Below are 21,533 nucleotides of genomic sequence, written 5' to 3' on the forward strand. Positions count from 1 at the left end.
GAATTGCAGCAGGGATACCTTTCTACACAAGCACCTACATTTTTTTTTACTTTGGAGGATAAGCAACAAGGCACTATCTGCGTTACACAATTACCGAAACACGCATGAAGACAACACTACTATCTATAGCATTATTGATGGCTTTCAATCTCTGCTTTTCTCAAACAGCGGTTGACCCAATTGAAATTTCAAAGCATGCTCTTGAATTGACAAAGCAACGCGTGACCTATGACCCCAGCTATTTCGCGATTGACTATCCAAATGGCGATATACCCAGTGACAAAGGCGTGTGCACAGACGTCATCATTCGCACATACCGAAAAGTTGGGGTCGACCTACAAAAGGAAGTGCACGAAGACATGAAGGCCAGCTTCAGTAGTTATCCTGAAATTTGGGGGCTAAAAACAACAGACAAAAGTATAGACCACCGGAGAGTGCCTAATTTAATGACCTACTTCAAACGAAAAGGTGCTGAAATACCAATTTCCGATCAAGGGAAAGATTATTTGCCCGGAGATATTGTTTGTTGGAATCTCGGAGGAGCCACCACCCACATCGGAATAGTCGTTGACAAAAAATCAAAGGACGAAAAGAGGAATTTAATTGTGCATAACATTGGTGGCGGTCAGGTTATAGAAGATTGTCTCTTTGACTATAAAATCATTGGACATTATAGATATTATGAATAAGCTTCTCCAAACATCCTCGTTTATCGAAGCATAACGAGAACAATAAAGAGACACACGCGTTCCTATTGCACTTAAAGCTTAAAGGCGGGTGAACAAAGAATGAATTTTTTTTCTGGAGTTATCCATATCGCACGAGGGGAAAAATATATTTCCCCGAGTTCTCCGCACCGCGAGAGGCTGGAAAATAAAAATCTTTGAGTAATCAGTGCCGCGAGAGCCAAAAAATATTTTTCTTAGAGTTATCCACGTGACGAGAGGGAAAAAATTTGCATTCCTTGAATTATCCACGTGGCGCGGGCCAAAAAATAAATTTCCTGAAGCAATCCATGTGGCGGGAAGGAAAAAATAAATTTCCTGACCTCCTCCGCATGACGAGAGCGAAGATCTGAGGCCTACTGTGGGTTACCAAGCGCAGTCCGACAAGAGATCAATGTATTCTGGTGATATGCCAATGGAAGATTGCCTCCCTTTTTTTAATTTGAAGCTGGTATCGGTTGTTCCACTTAAAATCTGAAATGATGAGAGTATTTATATTTTTAGCCCTCATGTTTATTGGCTTCACTAGCTATGGGCAGAAAGAGGAGAGACTAACGACCATAGGCTTTGTTCAAATCTTAAATGACAACAAAGAAGAAGCGACCTATTATTACCAAAACAATTGGTTGGTCCTTCGAAAGATGGCCATTGAAAAGGGATACATCCATTCTTACCAAATACTAGAGGTACCCAAGGATGAAGGCGAACCATTCGACTTGATGCTCATTACAACCTTCTCTAATGAAGAGCAGTATGCGCAACGCGAAGCGAATTTTAACGAGTTGATCGAAGAGAAAGGACCGGTAAAATTGATGAATGACAAGCAGCCTTCTGAGTTTAGGAAAACGCTATTCAATAAACGGAGGATTCGACAGTGGAAATGAGCAAGAGACCCTCCTTTGTATCGCAATAACCCCCCAATCGTCCAGCCGGTTATTTAAGAGTAAGACTGATGTTTCACCGGCGGAATTCAGACAGTCTTTTAACTGAAGACGGATATGAGATAGCGTATTTGAAAACCTCGCTGCCAGACATATTTCCTCCTCAAAATTGATTAACTTTAGAGTAAACCTTTCCAAAATGAGACCTAACCTGGCACTTCTTCTGGTCTGTTTTTTAGTGACTACCGAATTATACGGTCAGACCCAATTCCTTGTCATAACCAACAAAAAAACCAATGTGACCCGGAAAATTAAAGAAGGAAAAGTGGTTTTTGTGCACGATATCCAGGGCCCTTTTTCAAAAGGCAAACTGGAGATCCTAAACGACTCAACGATAAAGGTGAACCAGATTCATTTTACCTTAGCAAACATCTCAAGGGTAAAACGAAAAACGACACTTTCAAAAGTCGCGGGTGGAATATTTGTGACGGTTGGCACTATTTTTTTTATCCATGCTGCGTCGGGTCAGGCAAAGGGTTATATTGATTTAACTGGAGCCTTTAATTTCTTAGGCACAGTCTCATCCTCTGTGGGCGTCACTGCACTAATTGTTGGTGGAAGATATCACAAGAAAAAGTGGCGATATAGGATTGAATCAAAGTAAAAGCTATTACAAGACGACACATGAATTTATTTCATTCAAAGCCCTGCACAAGCCGCCTCAATTTTACGTTTGCGAAAAGGTAGGTGTTATCCAACCCTCAATCACTAAACCCAAAAGCCTGGATCAGCTAGAATACTAAGAGATTGACTTTTTATACGTAAAATAGATGGAGATGAATCAACGACTTTATAGAATTATCCTACCGGTAAACGATATTGAGAAAGCCGAAGATTTCTATTCTAAAATATTAGAGCAAAAAGGAATAAGAGTTTCACCAGGTAGACACTACTTTAATTTAGGAGGAACAGTTTTAGCCTGCTACGACCCCGTGGTAGACGGCGATGAATGCGGGGAAGGTTGGAAGTTTCATGAAAACCAGTACATATATATAGCTGTAGAAAGCATTCAAAAAGTATTTGACAAAATGAAGGACCTGGACTGCAAATCTCTTGGCGAAATCGAGCAGATGCCTTGGGGCGAAACACTTTTTTATGCAAATGATCCGTTTGAAAACCCGATTTGCTTTGTGGATGAAAAGACCATCTTCACAGGACAGGAGTAAATCTACACTACTATCCATATCAATCAAGACATAGGTAATTGCAGTAGTCCCTCAGGAGAAGATGAACAGCAAAAATGAAGCGGTTTTGCTATCTTGACGGCTGATTAAGATCTGGGAAGGCACATGACCATATCCAGGCCTTCAACATAGCCCATAAACAACATGTTAAGAACCAAACTCTTCTTGCTCACTTTAGTCGTGGGAGGATTGGGATGCCAAAGCCAAAATCAAATAGCGCCCATAAACCTATCAGAACTAACAATAGCCGAAATACATTCAGCGTATGAAAAAGGGGGCTACACCAGCGAACAATTGGTGACTGCCTATTTGGATCGCATAGCAGCATTTGATGGAGAGACCAATGCGCTGACCACGATCAATCCGAATGCATTGTCGATTGCCCAAGAACTGGACCATGAGTTTCGCGATACAAAAACACTTCGTCCGCTACATGGCATCCCTATTATTGTAAAAGACAACATCAATACCAAGGGACTCCCAACCACCGCCGGCGCATTCGCGCTTCAGGATTTTATACCAGAGGAGGATGCCTTTATTATGAAAAAACTAGTGAAAGCCGGTGCAATAATTATAGCCAAATCCAACATGGCAGAATGGGCTTTTTCTCCCATGCACACTGAAAGTTCTACCGGTGGTATCACACGCAATCCTTACAATCTCGATCACGTGCCCGCAGGTTCGAGCGGAGGCACCGCAGCGTCCGTAGCTTCCAATTTTGGAACGGTTGGGCTAGGTACGGATACAGGGAATTCTATTCGGGGTCCTTCCTCTCATTGTTCCCTGGTGGGTTTTAGAACAACCCTTGGCTTGATCAGTAGAAATGGCATTGCTCCGCTTTTTCTCAGAAATGATGTAGTCGGTCCGATGTGCCGTACGGTAGAGGATGCCACGCGAGTCATGGAAGTGATGACAGGTTATGACCCTGAGGACCCAATTACCAAATATGCGGAAGGTAAAATCCGAAATGGCTATCAGCAGTTTCTCATTAAAAATGGACTGGAAGGAGCCAGAATAGGTGTACTAAGAGAACTCAGCGAAGACGGTATTGATCCGGATATAAAGCCCTTATTTGAAAAAGCGATTTTGGATTTGGATTCATTGGGCGCTGAAATCATTGATCCAATCGACATTCCTGACTTTTCTACTTTGAGAAAAAATCAATGGTGTTCCATGTTTAGGACGGATATCGAGTCTTACCTGGCGACTTATGTCAAAAGGGATACTTTAAAAACCCTGGAGGATGTCATTAGAATCGGAACTACTTCCCGGTTTTCAAAAGATCGCTTGGCAGGATCTGCTGAGAAAAATGATAGATGGGGTGAAGGACCAGAGTGCCAGGATGCCTACAATGACGAGTTGAGAATTGCCTTTCGCGAAGCCATCGAAAATGTAATGGATTCTTTGAAATTGGACGCCATTGTATACCCGACCTGGAATCAGAAACCTGCACGAATAGATTTTTTCGAAGAAGAATACGGCGGAGACAACAATCAGGTCATTGCGCCCCATACCGGCCAGCCGGCCTTTACCGTACCTATGGGTTTTGTGCCGGGCAACTTACCGGCCGGACTTCAGTTTTTGGGTAGAATGTACGACGAATCCACCCTAATCAAGTTGGCCTATAGTTACGAGCAGGGAACGAAACACAGAAAAGCCCCAAAGCTCATCCAAACTCAGAAAAATACCGTTAAGTAAATAGGTCTCCATGACTGTAATTATCCTTACCAACTGCTTTTAGCATTTTATGAGCCTGATATTTGAAACACAAAACTTTGTGGTAGAAGCGGAAGAACGACCGCTGGTATCCAGAGAAGATGGCGGGCACATTGCCATCAACCCAAAGGTCCGACTGAACGACCGCACACTGCTGACGCCGGCCCTGGCCATTGAACAAATGTACCTGACCATGCTGATAGGAGAGGCCATGACCACCGGGCTAGCAAACCGCGGCATTGACATTGGCAGACTCAACTACCAGGACAATGGCAACTGGGGGGTGTTCAAACCCGAAGGACCTTTTTTGCATGTGCATATTTATGGTAGAACCAAAAGCGCGAAGATTCAGAAGTACGGAGAGGCTTGTTCATTTCCGTTTCGAGAGACCGGATTCTATGATGACTTCGAACCGTTGAATGCGGGGGATGTTGCTGAAATTCGAAAACAAATTGACCTGCTGCAGAAAACCGAAAAGTATGCCTTAGCTAATTGGTCGCCTGAATTATCATTTTTATAAATGGATACACTTCCTTTCGCCTTAGTGCTGACTTCCATTTTCACTCATGCTTATTGGAATTATTTGATTAAGAGCTCACAGAACAAGCATGTGTTCACGGCCTTGAGCAAACTGGCAGAGATTACGATCTTCTCGATTCCTGCGGTCTACTTCTTAATGACTACCGGGTTCAAAATGGAATTTCTGCTACTCATTTCAGTGGCTGCTTCTATTACTTTTTTGAATTACTTCTTCCTGGCTAGCGCCTACAAACATGGCGACCTTTCTTTGGTTTATCCCGTGTCTCGATCAAGTATCCTTTTTCTGCCCATCATCGCTTTTTACTTTATTGATGAAAGGATTGATATCGTAGGCCTATCTGCTATTCTGATGATTTTGCTTGGGACCTTTGTCATGCATATGGAGTCACTGGACAAACGAGGGATTCAGACCATTGTCAAAAATGTGAATAATAAAGGCAGTGCTTACGCGATATTGGCAGCCCTGGCCGTGGCCGGTTATACACTTTGGGACAAGATTTCTATTTCCAAAATGGAACCCTTTTTGTATTTCTATTTGTATACGTTTCTGGTGGCAATCCTATACAATACAACCACATTTCTCAAATTTGACAAAGAAGAAATTAAAAAAGAATGGAGTCTCAATCGCTCTGAAATTATCCAGGTCGGTTTTTTCAACAGTTTTACATACATCCTTATACTGACGGCTCTGACCATGAGTAAGGCTACTTATGTAGGTGGACTCAGGCAGTTGAGCATTGTAATTGGTGCCTTTCTGGGTTATAAATTGCTGGGAGAAAAAATGGGTTTGCCAAAAGTCATCGGAATAGCCATTTCGGTCGTAGGAGGTAGTTTGATCTATTTGGCGAAATGATTCTTAACACGCTTTGTCCAATACGGTTATTTGGTAAGGGCATTTGAATCAGATAATTTTGAACAAATTAACAAAAACTCACTCGGGTTTTAGATGTGCCTGACCATTATGTAGCAATATGAAATCAGCTTCCTTAACACCAACCATAGCACTATCAATTGTGGTAAACCTTCTTTTTGCTATGAGCGAATCCTTGGCTCAAAGTGGAAAATGGGACGTATATATGGCTCAATATGAAAATGGTTCAGGCTCTACCACGGTTAACATGGATTTAATAAACTCTGCACCTAAGGCTGAATTACCATTTGTGCTCATTACTGGAGTGACAATTGAAAATTGTCGTGATGATGGATTCCCAAATGCTGAAGAATTTAAAAATCTTTATGAGATTTCTGACGCAGTTGGAGAGAGACTACAAGAATTAACAAAAATTGAACTTGCAGGAACGTTTACTTACCGATGCGAACGTTTGGATTATTTATATGTAAGCGATACATCTTTGATTAGAGAAGAACTTATCACGCTGTATCAAACGAAGTTTGCGGCATATAAGTATTATGTTAATATTAAAACTGATGCCCATTGGGAAGCATATCTGCAATTCCTCTATCCAAATGAGGTGACACAAGAATATATGGCCAATGAAAAAGTCTTGATGCAATTGCAACAGGCTGGAGATGACTTAACAAAGTCTCGAAAGGTAGACCACTGGCTATACTTCGCGACTGAAGAGAGCAAAAAAATGTTTCTTAAATACGTCAAAAAGAAAGGGTTTAGGGTAGAAGGAGAAGATAAAATAGGCGGTTCCGAATTGCCTTTTCAACTTCACATATCACGCAATGACCCTGTATCACCAAATGAGATATCCAGTTTGACATTGGATTTAAGAAGAAGGGCTGAGGAATTCAAAGGCGATTATGATGGTTGGGAGACTATCGTTATCAAAGAATAAAATGGTCAGACCAAATCCCAAACACCATGATTAAAAGAACAATAACTACCGCTTTCTTCCTCTCCTTATTTTTCAGCTGCTCCCAAAAGAAGCCTTCAGAAGAGCAAAAACAAACGGTCTTATTTGTGTGCACGCACGGCGCAGCCAGAAGCCCTATTGCCGCTGCTCATTTCAACAAGTTGGCTAAAGAAGAAGGACTGAATTATGAAGCGATTTTCAGAGGGACGGAGCCTGATGAAGTACTTACAGATGGAACAGTCAGTGGTCTAAGTGCAGATGGCTTTGATGTAGACCAATGGAAACCTCAACTGGTCTCCAAAGATGATGTGAGGGAAGCCGATAAAATTGTGACCTTTGACTGCTCTCTTCCTGACTTTGAGGTTCCCGTTCAAGCAGAACAATGGAATGGAACGCCTCCCATCAGCAAAGATTATAATATAGCTCGCAACGCTATCTTAGTGGAGGTTGATCAGTTGGTTAGAAAATTAAAAATCGAAACCATGGCCAACAATTGACATTGGAGCTTTCACTTAAGACCTCAATGATTTGAAAACAGATCATTTTACCATACCCCTGCCTTAAACGAAGACAAGCAAATGAAAATATCGGAGAAGGAGTTTGAGAACCTATATAAGGAGAATCTACCCAAACTTAAATCTTTCATTTACAGACTGGTTACAAACAGAAAGGATGTCGAGGATCTTTCACAGGAAGCTTTCATTAAGGCCTTCAAAAAGATAGATTCATTTAAGGGAAATTCGAGTTTCAGAACCTGGCTATTTGCTATTGCTACTAATCTGGCGAAGGATCATCACAAGGCAAAAAAAAGGTGGGCACGGAATGCTCAAGACAACTGTAGCTTGTCGATTAAGGAATCTCATAAACTTCAAGAAGAGACGATGGAGGTTTATCATAATTCAGGTCTTGGAAAGTATGAGATAAAAAATCACATAGATTATTGCTTTACTTGTGTCATGAAATACCTACCGCTAGAACGGCATATTGCAGTGATGCTTGCTGATATTTACGATTTCAAGGTGGCGGAAATTTCAATCATTTTGAACAAGACCATAGGGTCGGTAAAACATTTGCTGCTCAATGGAAGGAAAACTATGCGGGGTGTTTTTGATGAAGATTGTACGCTTATAAATAAAACAGGAGCCTGTTGGAAATGCACGGAGTTGAGCAATAGTGGTAATTCTAAAGCTGAGACACTACGTAAAGTTAATGAGTTGGAGCTTGTAGCATCGGCCAATGATGTTTCCAAAGAGAAGCTTTATGAGCTAAGAGCAACATTGATTAAGGCAATTGACCCCTTGAATAGTAGCAGCCATCAGCTCCATGACTATTTGCTCCAGCAAACAGACTTTGCACAGGACAAAAATTATCCGCCGACAGAAAAGATTTGCGGTGAGATCGAATAGATTGTCCGACCGTTTTTGATAGCTCAATCGTCTAAAATGATATACATCAAATTAGAAGATTATGTCAAAAAGTTATTCAAAAGTACTGGAAGTCTCTGCAAGTGCTAAATCAGTTTACAAAGCCCTTACGCAAGAGGTCGATAAGTGGTGGACGGTTCATTCTAACCCTACTGAGCAAATCGATGACGAACTAAAAGTTAGGTTTGGGGAGACTACATACAAAACAATGAAAATTACCAAAGCAGAACCGAACAAGGTTTTACATTGGTTGGTTACAGAAGCATTCATAGACATTCCGGAACTCATCCTAAAGGACGAATGGGTGGGAACCACAATGAGTTGGAAAATTGAAACTATCGAAAAAGGAAGCAAGATCACTTTTGCTCATAAAGGGCTGGTGCCTGCATTCGAATGCTACGAGATTTGCCAGAGCGGTTGGGATCATTTTCTCAGCAGTTTGAGTTCTTACTTAAACACCGGAATTGGGAGTCCGCATGGTGTCGAGGATTAACAATAAAAGAGCCCGAAAGGGCTCTTTCTATCATTCTTAATGTGGATTCCTTATTAAGCTAGCCTACGCCTCAGCAATTCTCGTCAGGTTCAGCAATCGAAATAGCTCTGGGTATACCTTTTCTGATTGCATCATATTGTTCTTTTTCCAACGGAATTTCCTTATCAAGTTCTAAATAGTTTTTGCCAAACATGGACTGACTTCTTTCCTGATAGATTTTATTGAACCCTTCTTGTATATAGACCCAATTTTGTAAGTAAGAGCCATATGTATCCGAATCACCAAACTTAGTGTTTACCACATAGTTGGATTTACCTTTAGCCATCTGTTCTTTTACAAAGTCATAGACTTCCTCTTGAATCATTACGTCAGCCTGTTCTCCTAGATAAATCTTTAGAATGTCAATGTCATGCGCCGCAGCATAGGCTTCATCTATATGAGGCAACTGAGGAACTCCTGGGATATTATGCCCTTTCATTGGTGCAAGCAACATGGGAGACTCGACAGTTTGCCCCAGGGCTGACATGCCCAACTGAAGCACTTTACGCCTGTTGATTTTTCTCAGCTCAGTCTGAATCGCACGAATCATATTCATTTTTTGATTTCGATCTACTCTGAGCGCAATAATGCCATTTTGCGTTAATCCTGAAGCAGTGATCACTTTGGCTATTTCATCTATTTCGTGTTTGGCGCCATTTATAGTCAGTTGATTGTCAACAACTGTGAAATTAACAAGGTCTGACTCTGAAGCATAATAGACACCTTCCCGTCCAGCTATGACTGGTAGGTTTACTTCATCTGTCAAACTGTGGGCTACCAAACCTTCTGATGCTATTGAAAGTTGTTCATCGGCTATTGAATTGCACTGTACAACGACCGCACTAAAAGCTGTTGCGCATACAAGGACCAGAGCTACTTTTACTTTGCCCATAAATCCTGATTTTTTGTTTTTCATCATGGTTATTCTCTTTTTTATAAATGATAAATTGAAATTGTGAACCAACCCATATGAGTTGTTGCTGATCAATTGTCTCAAAAGCAAGGTCTGGTACTCAACTAAGGAATAACCCTCATTTATTATATTGTTATCTGCTATATATTCATGTGCTGTTTTTAGAGATTTAATGAGCCGCCAGATCACCGGGTTGAACCAGAGAAAGGCCGCTACTAGTTGAACAATAATTAAGTCTAAAGAATGCCGCTGTCGGACATGCGTACGTTCGTGAGCGAGAACATGATCGAACTCTGACGAGCCTATCATTTCATCAGGCACAAACACATATTTTATGAACGAAAATGGCGCGATTGGACTACCCACCTTCACTATTGTGAGATTGTCGTGGTGCTCACAAGAATTGTCACGAACAAGGCGATAGATCCACTGTATCGTCCAAATCGTCCGAGACAGGCAGACTACCACACCAATCAAATAGATAGAGACGAGGGCCCAAATACCCAATTGGGTTCCGTTTAGATTTGTTATGAGTAAGGTCGTGTCGGCCTCGGACGCGTTGATAAGCCCGGAGTGATTCTGATAGGACCATTCTTCAAAGGCATCATAATAGGACAATCGGGCTTTGCTGATTTCCTCTATCGGCTGTTGTACCACAGCTACTTTGGGAGGATCAAAATCAAAACTCAAAAGAGGGAAAATAAGACTAAAAGCCACGATTGAAAGCAAATAGAATCTGTTGAGCGAAAAGAAGGTTTCCTTTCTTAGCACGACGAGATAACAGGCATAGAGGCAGATGAGCATGACGCTGGATTCCACTAGGTATAATATGATCTTATCCATTATTCTACTTTTTTAATATTCAGACATCTTCAATCTTCACTTAAATAATTCGTTGGGCTGGTTTTATAGATTCTCAAAGAAAATCCAAAGGCGATTGCCATGATCAATATCAGCACCGCCAACATTGGCATAAACAGATGAGGGATACTGAAGTTTACCTGGTAAATAAATTGGCTTCTCCATTGGTCCAGAAAATATAGCGCCACAGGGGTAGAAAGAACCGTTGCTGCCAACAAAACTACGAATTGCTCCTTCATGATATACCTCCAGTTATTTGCTAGTGTGGCTCCTAAGACTTTTCTTATGCTGAAATCCTTTTTCTTTTGATCAACAGTATAAGCCAGATAGCTAAAAAGACCCAGGAAGCTAATGGTTATCGCTATCAGCGAAAAACTTTTGCTCACAGCGGAAAGCACATGCTCTTCTTTTAGCAACTTTTGATTAAAATCGTTTTCCATAAAGTGAGCAACCAGGTTTGTTGGCATATTAAGGTTCTCCAATGTACTATTCAGTAATTCTCTCATCTGATTTTGATTGATTCCTGAATAGCGTATCATCATATTTCTAAGGGCCATTGGATTGTTCAATGTCATCATGACAGGTGAAACCTCTTCTTTCAATGAGCGACTATGAAAATTTTTGGCCACGCCTATGATCCGAACAGGCTTACGTCTAAACTGAAATGTGCTGGCCATAGATTCTTCTCCACCAAGGAGTTCCAGCGCTTTTTCGTTAATGATTACCCCTTGCTTATCAGACTCGAGATCACCATTAAAATTTCTTCCTGAAAGTAGATCAATTTCTAAAGTTGGAATATAATCTTGATCAACACCAATCCAGTAAATGCGATGATTCTCTTGTGAGTCAAGATTCTTCAACGACATAGAATTGTATTCTCCAATGCTAGGGAACACAGCCATTCCGACGGATTGTACAACAGCGTGTTGTAAAAGAGATTGACGAAGGTTTTGCCAGTCATCAAATGCTATATTATCTGGTCGCTTTATGGTCAGGACCTTTTGATAGGAGTATCCAACTTCGGTCTCCTTCAAAAGATTGGTTTGCTGATAAATCACAAGAGCATAGGTGATGGAGAATAACGTAACCATTAGCTGCAAAGTCAGAAGCAATTTTCCCAGGTTAATAGCCTTGTCTCCGGTGTGCCACTTGCCCTTCAAGCCTTTTTGCGTGTCATACCGAAATATTTGAAAGGTAATCATAGATATAAGAATAGCGATGAAAAGAGAAACACCTACAAAGCAAGACAAGAGTAGTACAGGATTATGAAACTGAGATGGATCAAATTCAAAAGAATCATGAATGAGCCCCTTTATTAAATGTATAACACCGACGGATAAAACAGCTGCAAAAATAATTGCCGTTAGAGTCTCTAGAAAAAGAGACTTGATGATGGCACGTTTGGTTGTTCCCAGTACTTTGCGAGTTGTGATCTCCCTGATTCTGGAAAGAACCTGAGTAAAAGAGAGGTTAAGGAAATTGAAAAGAGTGACTAGAAGAATGAGGAATCCTGTCGAGATCAGAATGGTCAAATATGTTTTGTCAAACTTGGCAAAGACGTCAAATTCTGATGCCTCGCTCAAGTGAATGTCAGTGATTCCCTGTAATGTGTAGGCCACCTGAGAATTTTTATCTCGGTTAAGAAATTCGTCAATGACGCGTGTCTCCGACACCGTATTAGTTTTTAGAAAGGTATTGAACACAGTCCACGGACTTTGAACATTCCAGAATATGGTACTGGCTCCTGAAATTAAGTAGTCAAATTCGAGGCTGGCATTTGTAGGATTATCTTCAATAATACCCGTAATGGTCACAGGGACTTTGTTGCGCCCCATCTGTAAGTAAACCGTTTCGCCTAGTTCAAATGCTGAAGGTCCGAATATCTTTTTTGCCAACGATTCTGTGAGTACAAGGGAGTTGGGATGAGAAAGTATTGATCTAATATCTCCTTTTATTGACTGGTAATCAAAAACGTTGAAAAATTCAGTATCCACGCATAATCCACTAGATTCTGTCAATGCGATATCCTTATATTCAAAGGTGATATCAACAGGTGTTTTCATAAAGTGAGTGACAGAAACGTTAGCAAAATTTGTAATGAGGGTTTCTTTGAGTGTTCCTTCCGTTAAAGCAATTGTTCGCCCGTCAGCTTCCGTTCTTAATACTCTATGAACCTTTTGGCTATCAGAGTAAAATGTATCAAAGGACTTATGCAGGCCTACAAATGAGAAAATAATCAAGCTGGAAGAAATACCCAGGATCAAAGAAAACTGACCGATCAGAAAACCTGTTTTATTTCTACTAATTCTTCTGAGTAGTTGTCTCATCGTTTTTCTGCGATTTTAGTTCTTCAAGCATTTTCATTACTTCGTCTAGTTCCTTTTCATCCAGCTCCTTGCTCTCCGAAAAGAAATTGACCACCTTGGTGAGTGAATTACTATAATAATCTGACACCAACCGGGACAGCTGTCCTTTACTGTATTCGTCTTTTGTAATCAGTGGATGATACTGGTGTGAATTGCCATAAGCAGTATAGCCCACGATTTCCTTCTGAACCAGCACCCGCACGATTGTCGAGACTGAATTGTAGGGCGGTTTAGGGTCGGGGTACCGGTCGATGATATCCTTGATAAAACCTTTTTCGATACCCCAGAGGATCTTCATGATTTTCTCCTCTGCCTTAGTTAAAGTGACCATTGCTATATGAGTTTAATTTAATCAGCTATGCAATATTGCAACTTAATATTAAGTTTACAAACTTATTTATAAGTTATTCAACGTAATTATAAGTTATTTCCTTCCCTTACTTGAAAATTCAATGACCGAATGGGAAAAATATTTTTCCTTTCACTAATGGAAACGTTCAAATAATGTCGTCTTCTTTTAAGTTAATTTTGACGAGGCTGTGAAAATGATTATTCTTGAAAATAGACCTAACTCAAATTGTTTTCATTTCACACCTTACTCTCAATTCGATGACACGCGATGAACACCTCAGTTTCTGTAAAAAATGCCATAATCGTAAATTTAATCCTGATCACGGCCTAGTCTGTACACTTACCGACCAAGTGGCTGATTTTGATGGCAGCTGTGAGCACTTTGATCATGATGAATCGGTTATTGAAAATATTGAAGTCGAAAACAAACTAACCACGCAGATTGTTTCAGAGTTACCAGATGAAATTGTCGAAAAGTATCGGGCATATCAAGATATTTCATATGCTATCATAGGAGGGTTTTTTCTATCCATTGTATGTGCCATGCTGTGGGCTGTATTTACAGTTAGTACACAATATCAAATTGTGTACATGGCAATTGGTGTCGGCTATTTAGTAGGACGAGGCATACGCTTCTTTGGTGCAGGAATAGACCCAATCTTTGGTTTTATAGGCTCTTTCTTTGCTTTTCTTGGTTGTGCTCTTGGCAATCTTTTTAGCCAAGTCGGCTTTATTGCCGAAGCAGAATATCTCGGATTTATTGAAACCCTTATGCTTCTTGATGGTGATACAATCCAAGCGATTTATATGGAATCATTCAATCCAATGGATATCCTTTTTTATGCTATGGCCACTTTTGCCGGATACAAATTTGCCTTTCGCCCAATCCCAAATGACGTGCTGAAGTTAGCCGATGTCAGGCCGGAAAAGGTCCAGCTTAGATTACCTCTGGTGTTAGTCTGTCTAGCCGTCATTGGTCTATCCTGGCATAGTTTATCAAAAGGTGTATCTGGCAGGCAACAATATTATTATGAAGATGGCCAAACAAGATCAGAAGGAGAATATATAAATGGGTTAGAAGAAGGTTCATGGTTTTATTATCACGAAAATGGAAGACTCTATCTCATGGCCGAATACAAGAATGGGATTGAATCCGACGAATGGCAATGGTACTATGAAGACGGCACTATAATGCAAATTGGCCACTATAACAATGGTTTATTCGATCAACTGTGGAAGTCTTTCTATCCAAATGGGGTACTTGCAGATTCCTCCGTTTACCAAAATGGAAGAAAACATGGAATTTCTCGTAACTATTTTGAAAATGGCCAAGTCAGCCAAACTGGAATTTATAAAAGAGACAGGCAACAAGGACTTTGGACCATGTATTATGAAAATGGGGTAAAAAGTGCAGAAGGCAATTTTGTTGATGGAAAACCTTCAGGCATTTGGAAGGTTTGGGATGAAAAAGGGAACCAAATACAGGAATTGGAACATCTAACAGATGAGAAATTGAAGTTATGGAAAGTATGGGGTAAGAATAATAATCAATTGGTCAGGGATGGAAATGGGACCTATAAAAATTATGACAATGGGGGAAACCTGACTCAGCAAGGAGAGGTGAAAAATGGAGATAGGACTGGGGATTGGATAAGCTATTTTCCTGATGGAAGTATCAAAGAAGAGGCCATTTTTAAAGATAATGAATTCATCATTCAAAATGCCTGGTCTGAAAGCGAGCAGTTGATCAAAGACGGTGAAGGTAATTATGTAAGTTATTATCCCGAATCAGGAAAAGAAATGGAAAAAGGCCAACTTAAAGAAGGGAAACGTCATGGAAATTGGCAGATCTTTCATCCCAACTCAATTGTGATAAGTCAGGACCTCAACTATAAAAATGGGAAACTTGACGGGAAAGGCACCATCTATTTCGCGAACGGCCTCCCGCAATCTGAAGGAGCCTGGAAAGATGGCAAGCGACTTGGAAAATGGATCTGGTATTATGAATCAGGGGTTAAACAATGCGAGATTAATTACGAAAATGACAAAAAACAGGGTGCACAAATTTTTTGGAGTGAATTAGGAAGAGAGGCTAAAGAGGAAATTTATGAAGATGGAGAACTGATCAGTGAGAGATTATTATGATTTCGATTATTTCAACTCATTAAAAGGTGCTGGAATTGGTAACCTGAACAACTAGAACCTGAAGGTGATCACAGGGTTAAATTGTTTTTGATATGTGCCTGTCAACAATGTCAGCAAATGAGATAAACGCTCTTTTTGATTAACTTAACCAATACCCAGCAACAAACTACTCCAGTTAAACTACGCCTACTTAAAAACATTGACCATGAAACAAGCAGTAATCACCTTTTTAGCATTTCTGATATGTATCAGTTGCACTACCTCGGTCCAAACAGATAAAAACCAGGAAATGAAAACAAACTATCTTGACTATGCCGACCGTGAGGACAAATTAAGCGGAGGGGTAAGGATGATTCCTATCCAAACACCGGCCGGTGAATTCAAGGTATGGACCAAACGTGTTGGAAACCACCCCACAATGAAAGTGCTCTTGTTGCACGGAGGCCCGGGAGCTACGCATGAATACTTTGAATGCTTTGATTCTTTTTTCCCTCAGGCCGGAATCGAATACTACTACTATGATCAATTGGAGTCTGCCTATAGTGACCAGCCATCCGATAGCAGCTTGTGGAATATTGATCGCTTTGTGGATGAAGTGGAGCAAGTCCGGATTGCTTTAGGATTGGATAAAAGCAATTTCTATCTACTTGGTCATTCCTGGGGTGGAATTTTGGGTATCGAATACGCTTTGAAGTACCAGGAAAATTTGAAAGGACTCGTTATTGCCAATATGGTGTCCTCCATCCCCTCTTATATGAAATATGCAAATGAAGTATTAGGGCCACAGCTAGACCCTGACGTACTTGCTGAAATTAGAGCACTCGAAGCCAGCGAGGATTATGCCAATCCCAGGTATGCAGATCTGGTTTTTACCCATTACTATCCTAATCATGTAATCCGAATGCCGCTGGATCAATGGCCAGATCCTGTCAGCAGGGCATTTGCCAAAATAAATACAGATATGTATGTGACTATGCAGGGACCAAGCGAATTTGGGGTAGTAGGTGACGCCAAATTGAAGAACTGGGACAGAACTCAGGATTTGTCGAAAATTTCAGTTCCTACATTGACCATAGGAGGTGCTTATGACACCATGGATCCCAAACATATGGAATGGATGGCTTCTCAAGTTCAGAACGGAAGCTATTTGCACTGCCCTAATGGAAGTCATATGGACATGTACGATGATCAGGAGACCTTCTTCGCAGGCCTGATCAAATTTATTAAGGACGTAGACCTATGAGGCGGTTTCTCTTGATTTCACTCGTAATTTTGGGTACTGCCATGCTCAAGGCTCAAAACACTGATATATTCGATGAGGTCAGTTTTGTCACATCAGACGGGATCAAAATAAGTGCCTCTTATGGCCTGTCGGAATCTGATTCTCCACTCCCAGCCATTATTTTGATTCACCAGGGAGGCTCTTCCAGAGAGGAGTGGTTTGAACTGCCATTAGTAAATAAATTGATCCAAAAGGGATATGCCGTTTTAGCCTACGATGTCAGGATCCATGGCCGGTCAGGCAAGGACAAAGGGAATTTGACTGATCTATTCAATAACCCTAAAAGAGCCCCATTGGACCTGAAGGCAGCCATTCGGTACTTGGAACAGGATCAGCGAATCGATTCAGAAAGGATTGGAATTATAGGAGCCTCTATCGGGGCCAACCTGGCCTGCGTAGCCGCTGCATCAGACCAGTACAACGTCCAATCCATAGTCTCTATTTCCGCGAAGGTAAGTGCTGTGGAAAGCCTAAGCGGCTCGGAAAATCCTTTGACGTACAGCAATGCATTTTTAATGGCGTCCATGGAAGAACAGGGAGGATTGCGCAAGGATTGGGCTAATGAATTGTTTGACAAAACTAAAGGACAAAGAGCCATTAAAATTGCTCCTGGTGATAAACATGGATCCTACATTTTAAGGGAACATCCGGCTATAGGAAAAGAAATTATTGTGTGGTTCGGAAAAACTTTGTAATTAGTACATGTTTTGGGTTTCACCAAAGAACAAGGTATGGACTGTCCTTGAATTTAAGTATTCATTGCATTCCGAATGTGTTCCTGATACTGCATCGCACAGACGATATTCCCTTCCGTGTCTTTAAACTTGATTAACCAACCTACATGAGGAATCTCAGTTTTCGGCATCAGGATCTTACCGCCATGATCTAAAACAAGTTGGGCTACGGCATCGACATTATCGACGCTGATACTACATTCAAATCCAATGACTTTTTCCTCTGTCAGTTGATATTTCCGATCTTGGAGAGCTCCAATGAGCCGGCCATTCTCTCCAGACTCTGAGCTGACTTGAGCAAAGCCGGAAGAGTCATGATTGTTGAAGACCCAATTGAATACATTCCCATAGAATGATATGGCCCGATCCATATCTTCGGTGAAAACTGCAAAATGACTGAGTTGATTGCTCATAATTACCCTCCTCTTTGTTTTTTTGAAGAACTATGACCGACAAGGAATTTCCAGACTCCTTGTTCTTTTTGAAGGAGCACGGTCATTGCCCCATTAATATTGAAACTAAATCCTGATTTCATCTCTGCGACCTGTTCATACTCGGCAAAAAGCATAACAGACCCTTCGTCGAGCACCTCAACTTCACTCTTCAAGATCTCGAGATTGGTGGATTTTAGAGATTGTACCAACCCGGTGAGGGCTACCATCAGTGCCTCCTTATTGGCATACTGAATACGACCATCCTCTACCCAATAAAATCTTGGGTCATCGGAGTAAAACGTCAAGAGTTCTTCCCCGGATAGCTCGTTCATAGACATGACAAACGATTCAAAACGATCAGCTACCTGTATAGCAATTTTCTCTTTATCGTAAGAGTTCTTTGGCTTTTCACAAGCACTCATAGCAAGAATTAATATTAGTGGCAGTGTCTTCATACGTGAATATTTTATATCAAATTTCGATTGTTTTCTTTATCTCAACAGCATCCAGAGAATTACTTATTTCTGTTCGAAGCACATGCAAATTTCCATGTGTGCAGGTTACAATTTTGAGCTCTTTTTCAAAAGCTTTTATTTTGCCGGGCGCCACTCCAAGTAATTCTTTGTAAGAGCGATACATATGGGCGCTGTCCCAAAATCCCGTTTCAATAGCCGTTCGTCCGATTGGATTTCCCTTCAATACCAGGCCTAGTGAATCGACGACTTTCATCCAGAGAATAAAATTCTGTATGGGTTGACCGACCTGCTCTTTGAATATATGCCTCAATCTGCTTTCAGACAAACACACATGCTCGGCCACAGCCTTGACCTTGAATTTCTTGTTTGGTGTACTGGTTATATACCTGATGGCCTGACGAATTCTATCATCCAATTCCTTAGGAGAGTCATCATGAAGGAGCGTTTTCAGTATAAACTGACAGCCCTCTAATAATCTTTTGCAATCATTGTTAACTAAGAGTTTTTTAAAGAACCGGGCACTTAATTTTGATAATACAGGATCGTCAAAGCTTGCTATCCCGACATTCAACAAATACCGATCGGTCAACTCTTTGGCAAAACGGCTGTCCTTATCAAGATAAATGAATAGCTGTATGCTTCCACAGCTATCGAGCTGATGCATATGTCCGTTTTTAATGATTGCAGCGGAATAACTGGTCCAATCAGAAGCAATATCCTTTAGTTTAAATTGCCTGTCAATATCAAAAACTAATTGTAAAGTATTGTGCAAATGAGGATCCGTGTGAAAAGAAGTACCCCAAAACATGGAGAGCCCATTCCAAACATATAGCGCTGAGGTATCGCCTTCGTTTCCTTTATTCATTTAGTAATCAAATACTTTAGGACAAGTTACGGGAATCCTACTTTGTGAAATTGTAAAATCTGGCTGAATATACTTTTTTATCGATACGAGAATAAAACCTCAACCAAAAATTCCATAAATCCCGCTGTCCATGGGATGCTTGCAAACCGTGTTTGAATAGAATACATTTATAGAGATAAACAACGTACCTAACGGCCTAATAAAATGTCAGGAATAATTATCCAGGGAATAAAGTTTGACGAGAAATCGTCCTATCAGAAAGGTCCGGCCTCGGCGCCACCACTTATCCGGGAAGCGTTGTATTGCGGATCAGCCAATCTTTTCGCCGAGAATGGGGTCACAATTGAAAATGACACCATCATCGACAAAGGGGATTTTGATATCTCAGAGTATTTTGAAATTGAGCAAATAACTACTGGCCATTTAGCAACTGATCATAAGATCCTCACGCTTGGAGGGGATCATTCGATTACTTATCCAATCATCAAGGCACATCATAAAAAATATCCAAAACTAGATATTCTGCACATTGATGCGCATGGAGATCTGTATGATTCCTTTGAAGGAGATAAACATTCTCATGCTTGCCCATTCGCCAGAATTATGGAAAATGGCTTGGCAGCGAATCTGGTGCAAGTAGGGATTAGAACGCTGACCACGCACCAAAAAGATCAAGCAGAAAAATTCAATGTAGAGATTCATCAAATGAAAGATCTGGATCTTAGCAAAATTCCAGCATTCGAAAACCCACTGTATATTTCGCTGGACATAGATGCATTCGACCCTGCATTTGCCCCGGGAGTCTCCCATCACGAACCAGGGGGCTTGTCTTCAAGGCAGGTGATAAATTTGATTCATAATTTAAAAGGAAAGGTAATCGGAGCAGATATTGTAGAATACAATCCGAATAGGGACTTTCAAAAGATGACCGCTTTTTTAGCTGCCAAAATGATGCGAGAGATATTAGGTAAGATGTTATAAAAGCGTCGGCGTCAATTTTTTTTTCACCCAGGTGTAATAATCTTTAACCAAAGCCACTAAACAAAACAAAAACGGTGAGCAAGGACTTTTATACCTCTTCTATTTTACCATTTTCGGCGATAATCATAAAGATCTGTCGGGCCTATACCAACTCGCAGGAAGATTTCGAAGATTACTACCAAGAGGTCTGTTTGCAGGTTTGGAGGAGTAGAAAGAGCTTCCGGGAAGAGTCCAAATGGTCCACCTGGATATACCGAATATCACTCAACGTTTGTTTGACTTTATTAAAGAAAAAGAAAAACAGCGAAGTGCACTTGGCTGCTGATTATACCTTGATGGATATATCAGAAGAAAACCCTGCTTTTGCAGATGAAGCTCTTAATCAATTGTATAAGGCGATCAGGCAGTTGTCCGAGGTAGATCGCGCAGTGATCTTACTCTACCTGGAAGAGAAGACCTATCAGGACATTGCTGATATCATAGGCACAAACACCAATAATATTGGTGTACGAATCAAACGAATTAAAGAACGATTAAAAAAATTATTAAATGGAAAAGTCAATTGAAAGCATCTGGAAAGAAGGGTTTTTGGAAAGCAATGCATTGATAGCACCTAAGATCAACGATCTGTACAATCAAAAATCGAAAGATTCCATTGACAAGTTCAAGAGAATGGGAAAGATTAATTTGTACGTCATAGGTGCCACGGCATTTTTTGTTTTGGTTGGATCCTTTTATGTGGATGTGCCCTACGTTGGTGCAATCATGTTTTCCCTGTTCTCCATAATAGTTGCAATTGGATTAAGGCAGGGTCATAAATTGGAAAAATTGGACAAGGGAGAAAGTAGTTATCAATACCTGAAAGCATTTGATCAATGGTTGAAAGCCTCAATTGCAGAATATGCACGAGTCTATAAATATATCTACCCACTAATATTTCTCTCAGCAATCGTAGGAACGATGTATTCCAGCCTATTTGAAAACGCCAAGGGTGAAAGAACAATAGATATAATAATGAATAACCCTGATACGTATTTGATGTATGGGTTTCCTGTTTTTTGGATCTTGGGAGTAATGTTGTTTATTGGGTTGATAGCTTATTTTAGCGACATCCTCTTTAGGTTTGATTTGAATTCAATTTATGGCAGAATATTTAAAAAACTGGACGAATTGCTAACGGAGATGGAAGAGTTGAGAACCTGATTATTAGCTAATTGACAATGCAAACAGATTCGTTTAT

General features: G+C 40.6%; 23 protein-coding genes. 17 read left to right on the forward strand and 6 right to left on the reverse strand.

The window, feature by feature from the left end; all coding sequences use genetic code 11:
- Positions 1-104 precede the first annotated feature (104 nt).
- From ABJD64_RS01545 to ABJD64_RS01595, 11 genes are all read left to right on the forward strand, one after another.
- On the forward strand, positions 105-689 hold the full coding sequence (locus ABJD64_RS01545) for a DUF1287 domain-containing protein (RefSeq protein WP_348176705.1): 585 nt from the start codon (positions 105-107) through the stop codon (positions 687-689).
- A gap of 515 nt (positions 690-1,204) precedes the next feature.
- Positions 1,205-1,609 (forward strand): hypothetical protein, encoded by a 405-nt coding sequence (locus ABJD64_RS01550; protein WP_348176707.1) that lies wholly within the window; start codon positions 1,205-1,207, stop codon positions 1,607-1,609.
- Between the two features lie 196 nt (positions 1,610-1,805).
- Positions 1,806-2,270, forward strand: a complete 465-nt coding sequence (locus ABJD64_RS01555; RefSeq protein ID WP_348176708.1) for a hypothetical protein — start codon at positions 1,806-1,808, stop codon at positions 2,268-2,270.
- Between the two features lie 172 nt (positions 2,271-2,442).
- The gene (locus ABJD64_RS01560; RefSeq protein ID WP_348176710.1) at positions 2,443-2,832 is read left to right on the forward strand and encodes a VOC family protein; all 390 of its coding nucleotides are present in this window, start codon (positions 2,443-2,445) and stop codon (positions 2,830-2,832) included.
- Between the two features lie 162 nt (positions 2,833-2,994).
- Positions 2,995-4,548 (forward strand): amidase, encoded by a 1,554-nt coding sequence (locus tag ABJD64_RS01565; protein ID WP_348176712.1) that lies wholly within the window; start codon positions 2,995-2,997, stop codon positions 4,546-4,548.
- A gap of 49 nt (positions 4,549-4,597) precedes the next feature.
- A complete protein-coding gene (locus ABJD64_RS01570; RefSeq protein WP_348176714.1) occupies positions 4,598-5,086 on the forward strand; it encodes a hypothetical protein in 489 nt (162 codons plus the stop codon).
- Positions 5,087-5,959, forward strand: a complete 873-nt coding sequence (locus ABJD64_RS01575; RefSeq protein ID WP_348176716.1) for an EamA family transporter — start codon at positions 5,087-5,089, stop codon at positions 5,957-5,959. It abuts the gene before it with no gap.
- A gap of 181 nt (positions 5,960-6,140) precedes the next feature.
- Complete coding sequence (locus ABJD64_RS01580; protein ID WP_348176718.1) at positions 6,141-6,911, forward strand: DUF695 domain-containing protein; 771 nt, start codon at positions 6,141-6,143, stop codon at positions 6,909-6,911.
- Positions 6,912-6,937: 26 nt separating this feature from the next.
- Positions 6,938-7,426: a hypothetical protein gene (locus ABJD64_RS01585; protein WP_348176720.1), complete on the forward strand. Its 489-nt coding sequence runs from the start codon at positions 6,938-6,940 to the stop codon at positions 7,424-7,426.
- An 81-nt stretch (positions 7,427-7,507) separates the two neighbouring features.
- On the forward strand, positions 7,508-8,335 hold the full coding sequence (locus tag ABJD64_RS01590) for an RNA polymerase sigma factor (RefSeq protein ID WP_348176722.1): 828 nt from the start codon (positions 7,508-7,510) through the stop codon (positions 8,333-8,335).
- A gap of 61 nt (positions 8,336-8,396) precedes the next feature.
- Positions 8,397-8,846, forward strand: a complete 450-nt coding sequence (locus ABJD64_RS01595) for an SRPBCC domain-containing protein (protein ID WP_348176724.1) — start codon at positions 8,397-8,399, stop codon at positions 8,844-8,846.
- A gap of 70 nt (positions 8,847-8,916) precedes the next feature.
- Here the strand turns inward: ABJD64_RS01595 and ABJD64_RS01600 are convergent, their stop codons facing one another.
- The 3 genes from ABJD64_RS01600 to ABJD64_RS01610 are packed head-to-tail and all read right to left on the reverse strand — an operon-like array spanning position 8,917 to position 13,356.
- Positions 8,917-10,641 (reverse strand): M56 family metallopeptidase, encoded by a 1,725-nt coding sequence (locus ABJD64_RS01600; RefSeq protein ID WP_348176726.1) that lies wholly within the window; start codon positions 10,639-10,641, stop codon positions 8,917-8,919.
- 29 nt (positions 10,642-10,670) lie between these two features.
- Positions 10,671-12,986, reverse strand: coding sequence for an FtsX-like permease family protein (locus tag ABJD64_RS01605; protein ID WP_348176728.1), 2,316 nt, complete (start codon positions 12,984-12,986; stop codon positions 10,671-10,673).
- Entirely contained in the window at positions 12,961-13,356 is a 396-nt protein-coding gene (locus ABJD64_RS01610) for a BlaI/MecI/CopY family transcriptional regulator (RefSeq protein WP_348176730.1), read from the reverse strand. Before ABJD64_RS01610 ends, ABJD64_RS01605 begins: the two co-directional genes overlap by 26 nt.
- Positions 13,357-13,580: 224 nt before the next feature.
- On the opposite strand from ABJD64_RS01610, the gene ABJD64_RS01615 reads away from it, so the two are divergent.
- The 3 genes from ABJD64_RS01615 (at position 13,581) to ABJD64_RS01625 (ending at position 17,498) form a co-directional block, all read left to right on the forward strand.
- On the forward strand, positions 13,581-15,521 hold the full coding sequence (locus ABJD64_RS01615) for a toxin-antitoxin system YwqK family antitoxin (RefSeq protein WP_348176732.1): 1,941 nt from the start codon (positions 13,581-13,583) through the stop codon (positions 15,519-15,521).
- Between the two features lie 289 nt (positions 15,522-15,810).
- Positions 15,811-16,764, forward strand: a complete 954-nt coding sequence (locus ABJD64_RS01620; protein WP_348177977.1) for a proline iminopeptidase-family hydrolase — start codon at positions 15,811-15,813, stop codon at positions 16,762-16,764.
- On the forward strand, positions 16,761-17,498 hold the full coding sequence (locus ABJD64_RS01625; RefSeq protein ID WP_348176734.1) for an alpha/beta fold hydrolase: 738 nt from the start codon (positions 16,761-16,763) through the stop codon (positions 17,496-17,498). Before ABJD64_RS01620 ends, ABJD64_RS01625 begins: the two co-directional genes overlap by 4 nt.
- Before the next feature lie 53 nt (positions 17,499-17,551).
- Here ABJD64_RS01625 and ABJD64_RS01630 read toward each other — a convergent pair whose 3' ends face one another.
- The 3 genes from ABJD64_RS01630 to ABJD64_RS01640 are packed head-to-tail and all read right to left on the reverse strand — an operon-like array spanning position 17,552 to position 19,312.
- Complete coding sequence (locus ABJD64_RS01630) at positions 17,552-17,950, reverse strand: VOC family protein (RefSeq protein ID WP_348176736.1); 399 nt, start codon at positions 17,948-17,950, stop codon at positions 17,552-17,554.
- 2 nt (positions 17,951-17,952) lie between these two features.
- Positions 17,953-18,426, reverse strand: coding sequence for a nuclear transport factor 2 family protein (locus ABJD64_RS01635; protein WP_348176738.1), 474 nt, complete (start codon positions 18,424-18,426; stop codon positions 17,953-17,955).
- A gap of 16 nt (positions 18,427-18,442) precedes the next feature.
- On the reverse strand, positions 18,443-19,312 hold the full coding sequence (locus ABJD64_RS01640) for a helix-turn-helix domain-containing protein (RefSeq protein ID WP_348176740.1): 870 nt from the start codon (positions 19,310-19,312) through the stop codon (positions 18,443-18,445).
- Between the two features lie 204 nt (positions 19,313-19,516).
- Between ABJD64_RS01640 and speB the strand changes: the two genes are divergently transcribed.
- The 3 genes from speB (at position 19,517) to ABJD64_RS01655 (ending at position 21,496) form a co-directional block, all read left to right on the forward strand.
- Positions 19,517-20,293, forward strand: a complete 777-nt coding sequence (gene speB / locus ABJD64_RS01645; RefSeq protein WP_348176742.1) for an agmatinase — start codon at positions 19,517-19,519, stop codon at positions 20,291-20,293.
- Between the two features lie 74 nt (positions 20,294-20,367).
- Complete coding sequence (locus ABJD64_RS01650) at positions 20,368-20,859, forward strand: sigma-70 family RNA polymerase sigma factor (RefSeq protein ID WP_348176744.1); 492 nt, start codon at positions 20,368-20,370, stop codon at positions 20,857-20,859.
- Positions 20,843-21,496 (forward strand): hypothetical protein, encoded by a 654-nt coding sequence (locus tag ABJD64_RS01655; protein WP_348176746.1) that lies wholly within the window; start codon positions 20,843-20,845, stop codon positions 21,494-21,496. Before ABJD64_RS01650 ends, ABJD64_RS01655 begins: the two co-directional genes overlap by 17 nt.
- Positions 21,497-21,533 lie beyond the last annotated feature (37 nt).

It is taken from the genome of Reichenbachiella sp. (genome assembly GCF_039944555.1).
Classification (GTDB): Bacteria; Bacteroidota; Bacteroidia; order Cytophagales; family Cyclobacteriaceae; genus Reichenbachiella.

Excerpts from the sequence above, each read along its gene's own strand:
- ABJD64_RS01610 (WP_348176730.1), bottom strand. The coding sequence starts at position 13,356 with ATGGTCACTTTAACTAAGGCAGAGGAGAAAATCATGAAGATCCTCTGG.
- ABJD64_RS01575 (WP_348176716.1), top strand. The coding sequence starts at position 5,087 with ATGGATACACTTCCTTTCGCCTTAGTGCTGACTTCCATTTTCACTCAT.
- ABJD64_RS01600 (WP_348176726.1), bottom strand. The coding sequence starts at position 10,641 with ATGGATAAGATCATATTATACCTAGTGGAATCCAGCGTCATGCTCATC.
- ABJD64_RS01550 (WP_348176707.1), top strand. The coding sequence starts at position 1,205 with ATGATGAGAGTATTTATATTTTTAGCCCTCATGTTTATTGGCTTCACT.
- speB (WP_348176742.1), top strand. The coding sequence starts at position 19,517 with ATGTCAGGAATAATTATCCAGGGAATAAAGTTTGACGAGAAATCGTCC.
- ABJD64_RS01635 (WP_348176738.1), bottom strand. The coding sequence starts at position 18,426 with ATGAAGACACTGCCACTAATATTAATTCTTGCTATGAGTGCTTGTGAA.
- ABJD64_RS01625 (WP_348176734.1), top strand. The coding sequence starts at position 16,761 with ATGAGGCGGTTTCTCTTGATTTCACTCGTAATTTTGGGTACTGCCATG.
- ABJD64_RS01640 (WP_348176740.1), bottom strand. The coding sequence starts at position 19,312 with ATGAATAAAGGAAACGAAGGCGATACCTCAGCGCTATATGTTTGGAAT.
- ABJD64_RS01545 (WP_348176705.1), top strand. The coding sequence starts at position 105 with ATGAAGACAACACTACTATCTATAGCATTATTGATGGCTTTCAATCTC.
- ABJD64_RS01560 (WP_348176710.1), top strand. The coding sequence starts at position 2,443 with ATGAATCAACGACTTTATAGAATTATCCTACCGGTAAACGATATTGAG.
- ABJD64_RS01565 (WP_348176712.1), top strand. The coding sequence starts at position 2,995 with ATGTTAAGAACCAAACTCTTCTTGCTCACTTTAGTCGTGGGAGGATTG.
- ABJD64_RS01605 (WP_348176728.1), bottom strand. The coding sequence starts at position 12,986 with ATGAGACAACTACTCAGAAGAATTAGTAGAAATAAAACAGGTTTTCTG.
- ABJD64_RS01570 (WP_348176714.1), top strand. The coding sequence starts at position 4,598 with ATGAGCCTGATATTTGAAACACAAAACTTTGTGGTAGAAGCGGAAGAA.
- ABJD64_RS01580 (WP_348176718.1), top strand. The coding sequence starts at position 6,141 with ATGAGCGAATCCTTGGCTCAAAGTGGAAAATGGGACGTATATATGGCT.
- ABJD64_RS01655 (WP_348176746.1), top strand. The coding sequence starts at position 20,843 with ATGGAAAAGTCAATTGAAAGCATCTGGAAAGAAGGGTTTTTGGAAAGC.
- ABJD64_RS01585 (WP_348176720.1), top strand. The coding sequence starts at position 6,938 with ATGATTAAAAGAACAATAACTACCGCTTTCTTCCTCTCCTTATTTTTC.
- ABJD64_RS01595 (WP_348176724.1), top strand. The coding sequence starts at position 8,397 with ATGTCAAAAAGTTATTCAAAAGTACTGGAAGTCTCTGCAAGTGCTAAA.
- ABJD64_RS01630 (WP_348176736.1), bottom strand. The coding sequence starts at position 17,950 with ATGAGCAATCAACTCAGTCATTTTGCAGTTTTCACCGAAGATATGGAT.
- ABJD64_RS01555 (WP_348176708.1), top strand. The coding sequence starts at position 1,806 with ATGAGACCTAACCTGGCACTTCTTCTGGTCTGTTTTTTAGTGACTACC.
- ABJD64_RS01620 (WP_348177977.1), top strand. The coding sequence starts at position 15,811 with ATGAAAACAAACTATCTTGACTATGCCGACCGTGAGGACAAATTAAGC.
- ABJD64_RS01590 (WP_348176722.1), top strand. The coding sequence starts at position 7,508 with ATGAAAATATCGGAGAAGGAGTTTGAGAACCTATATAAGGAGAATCTA.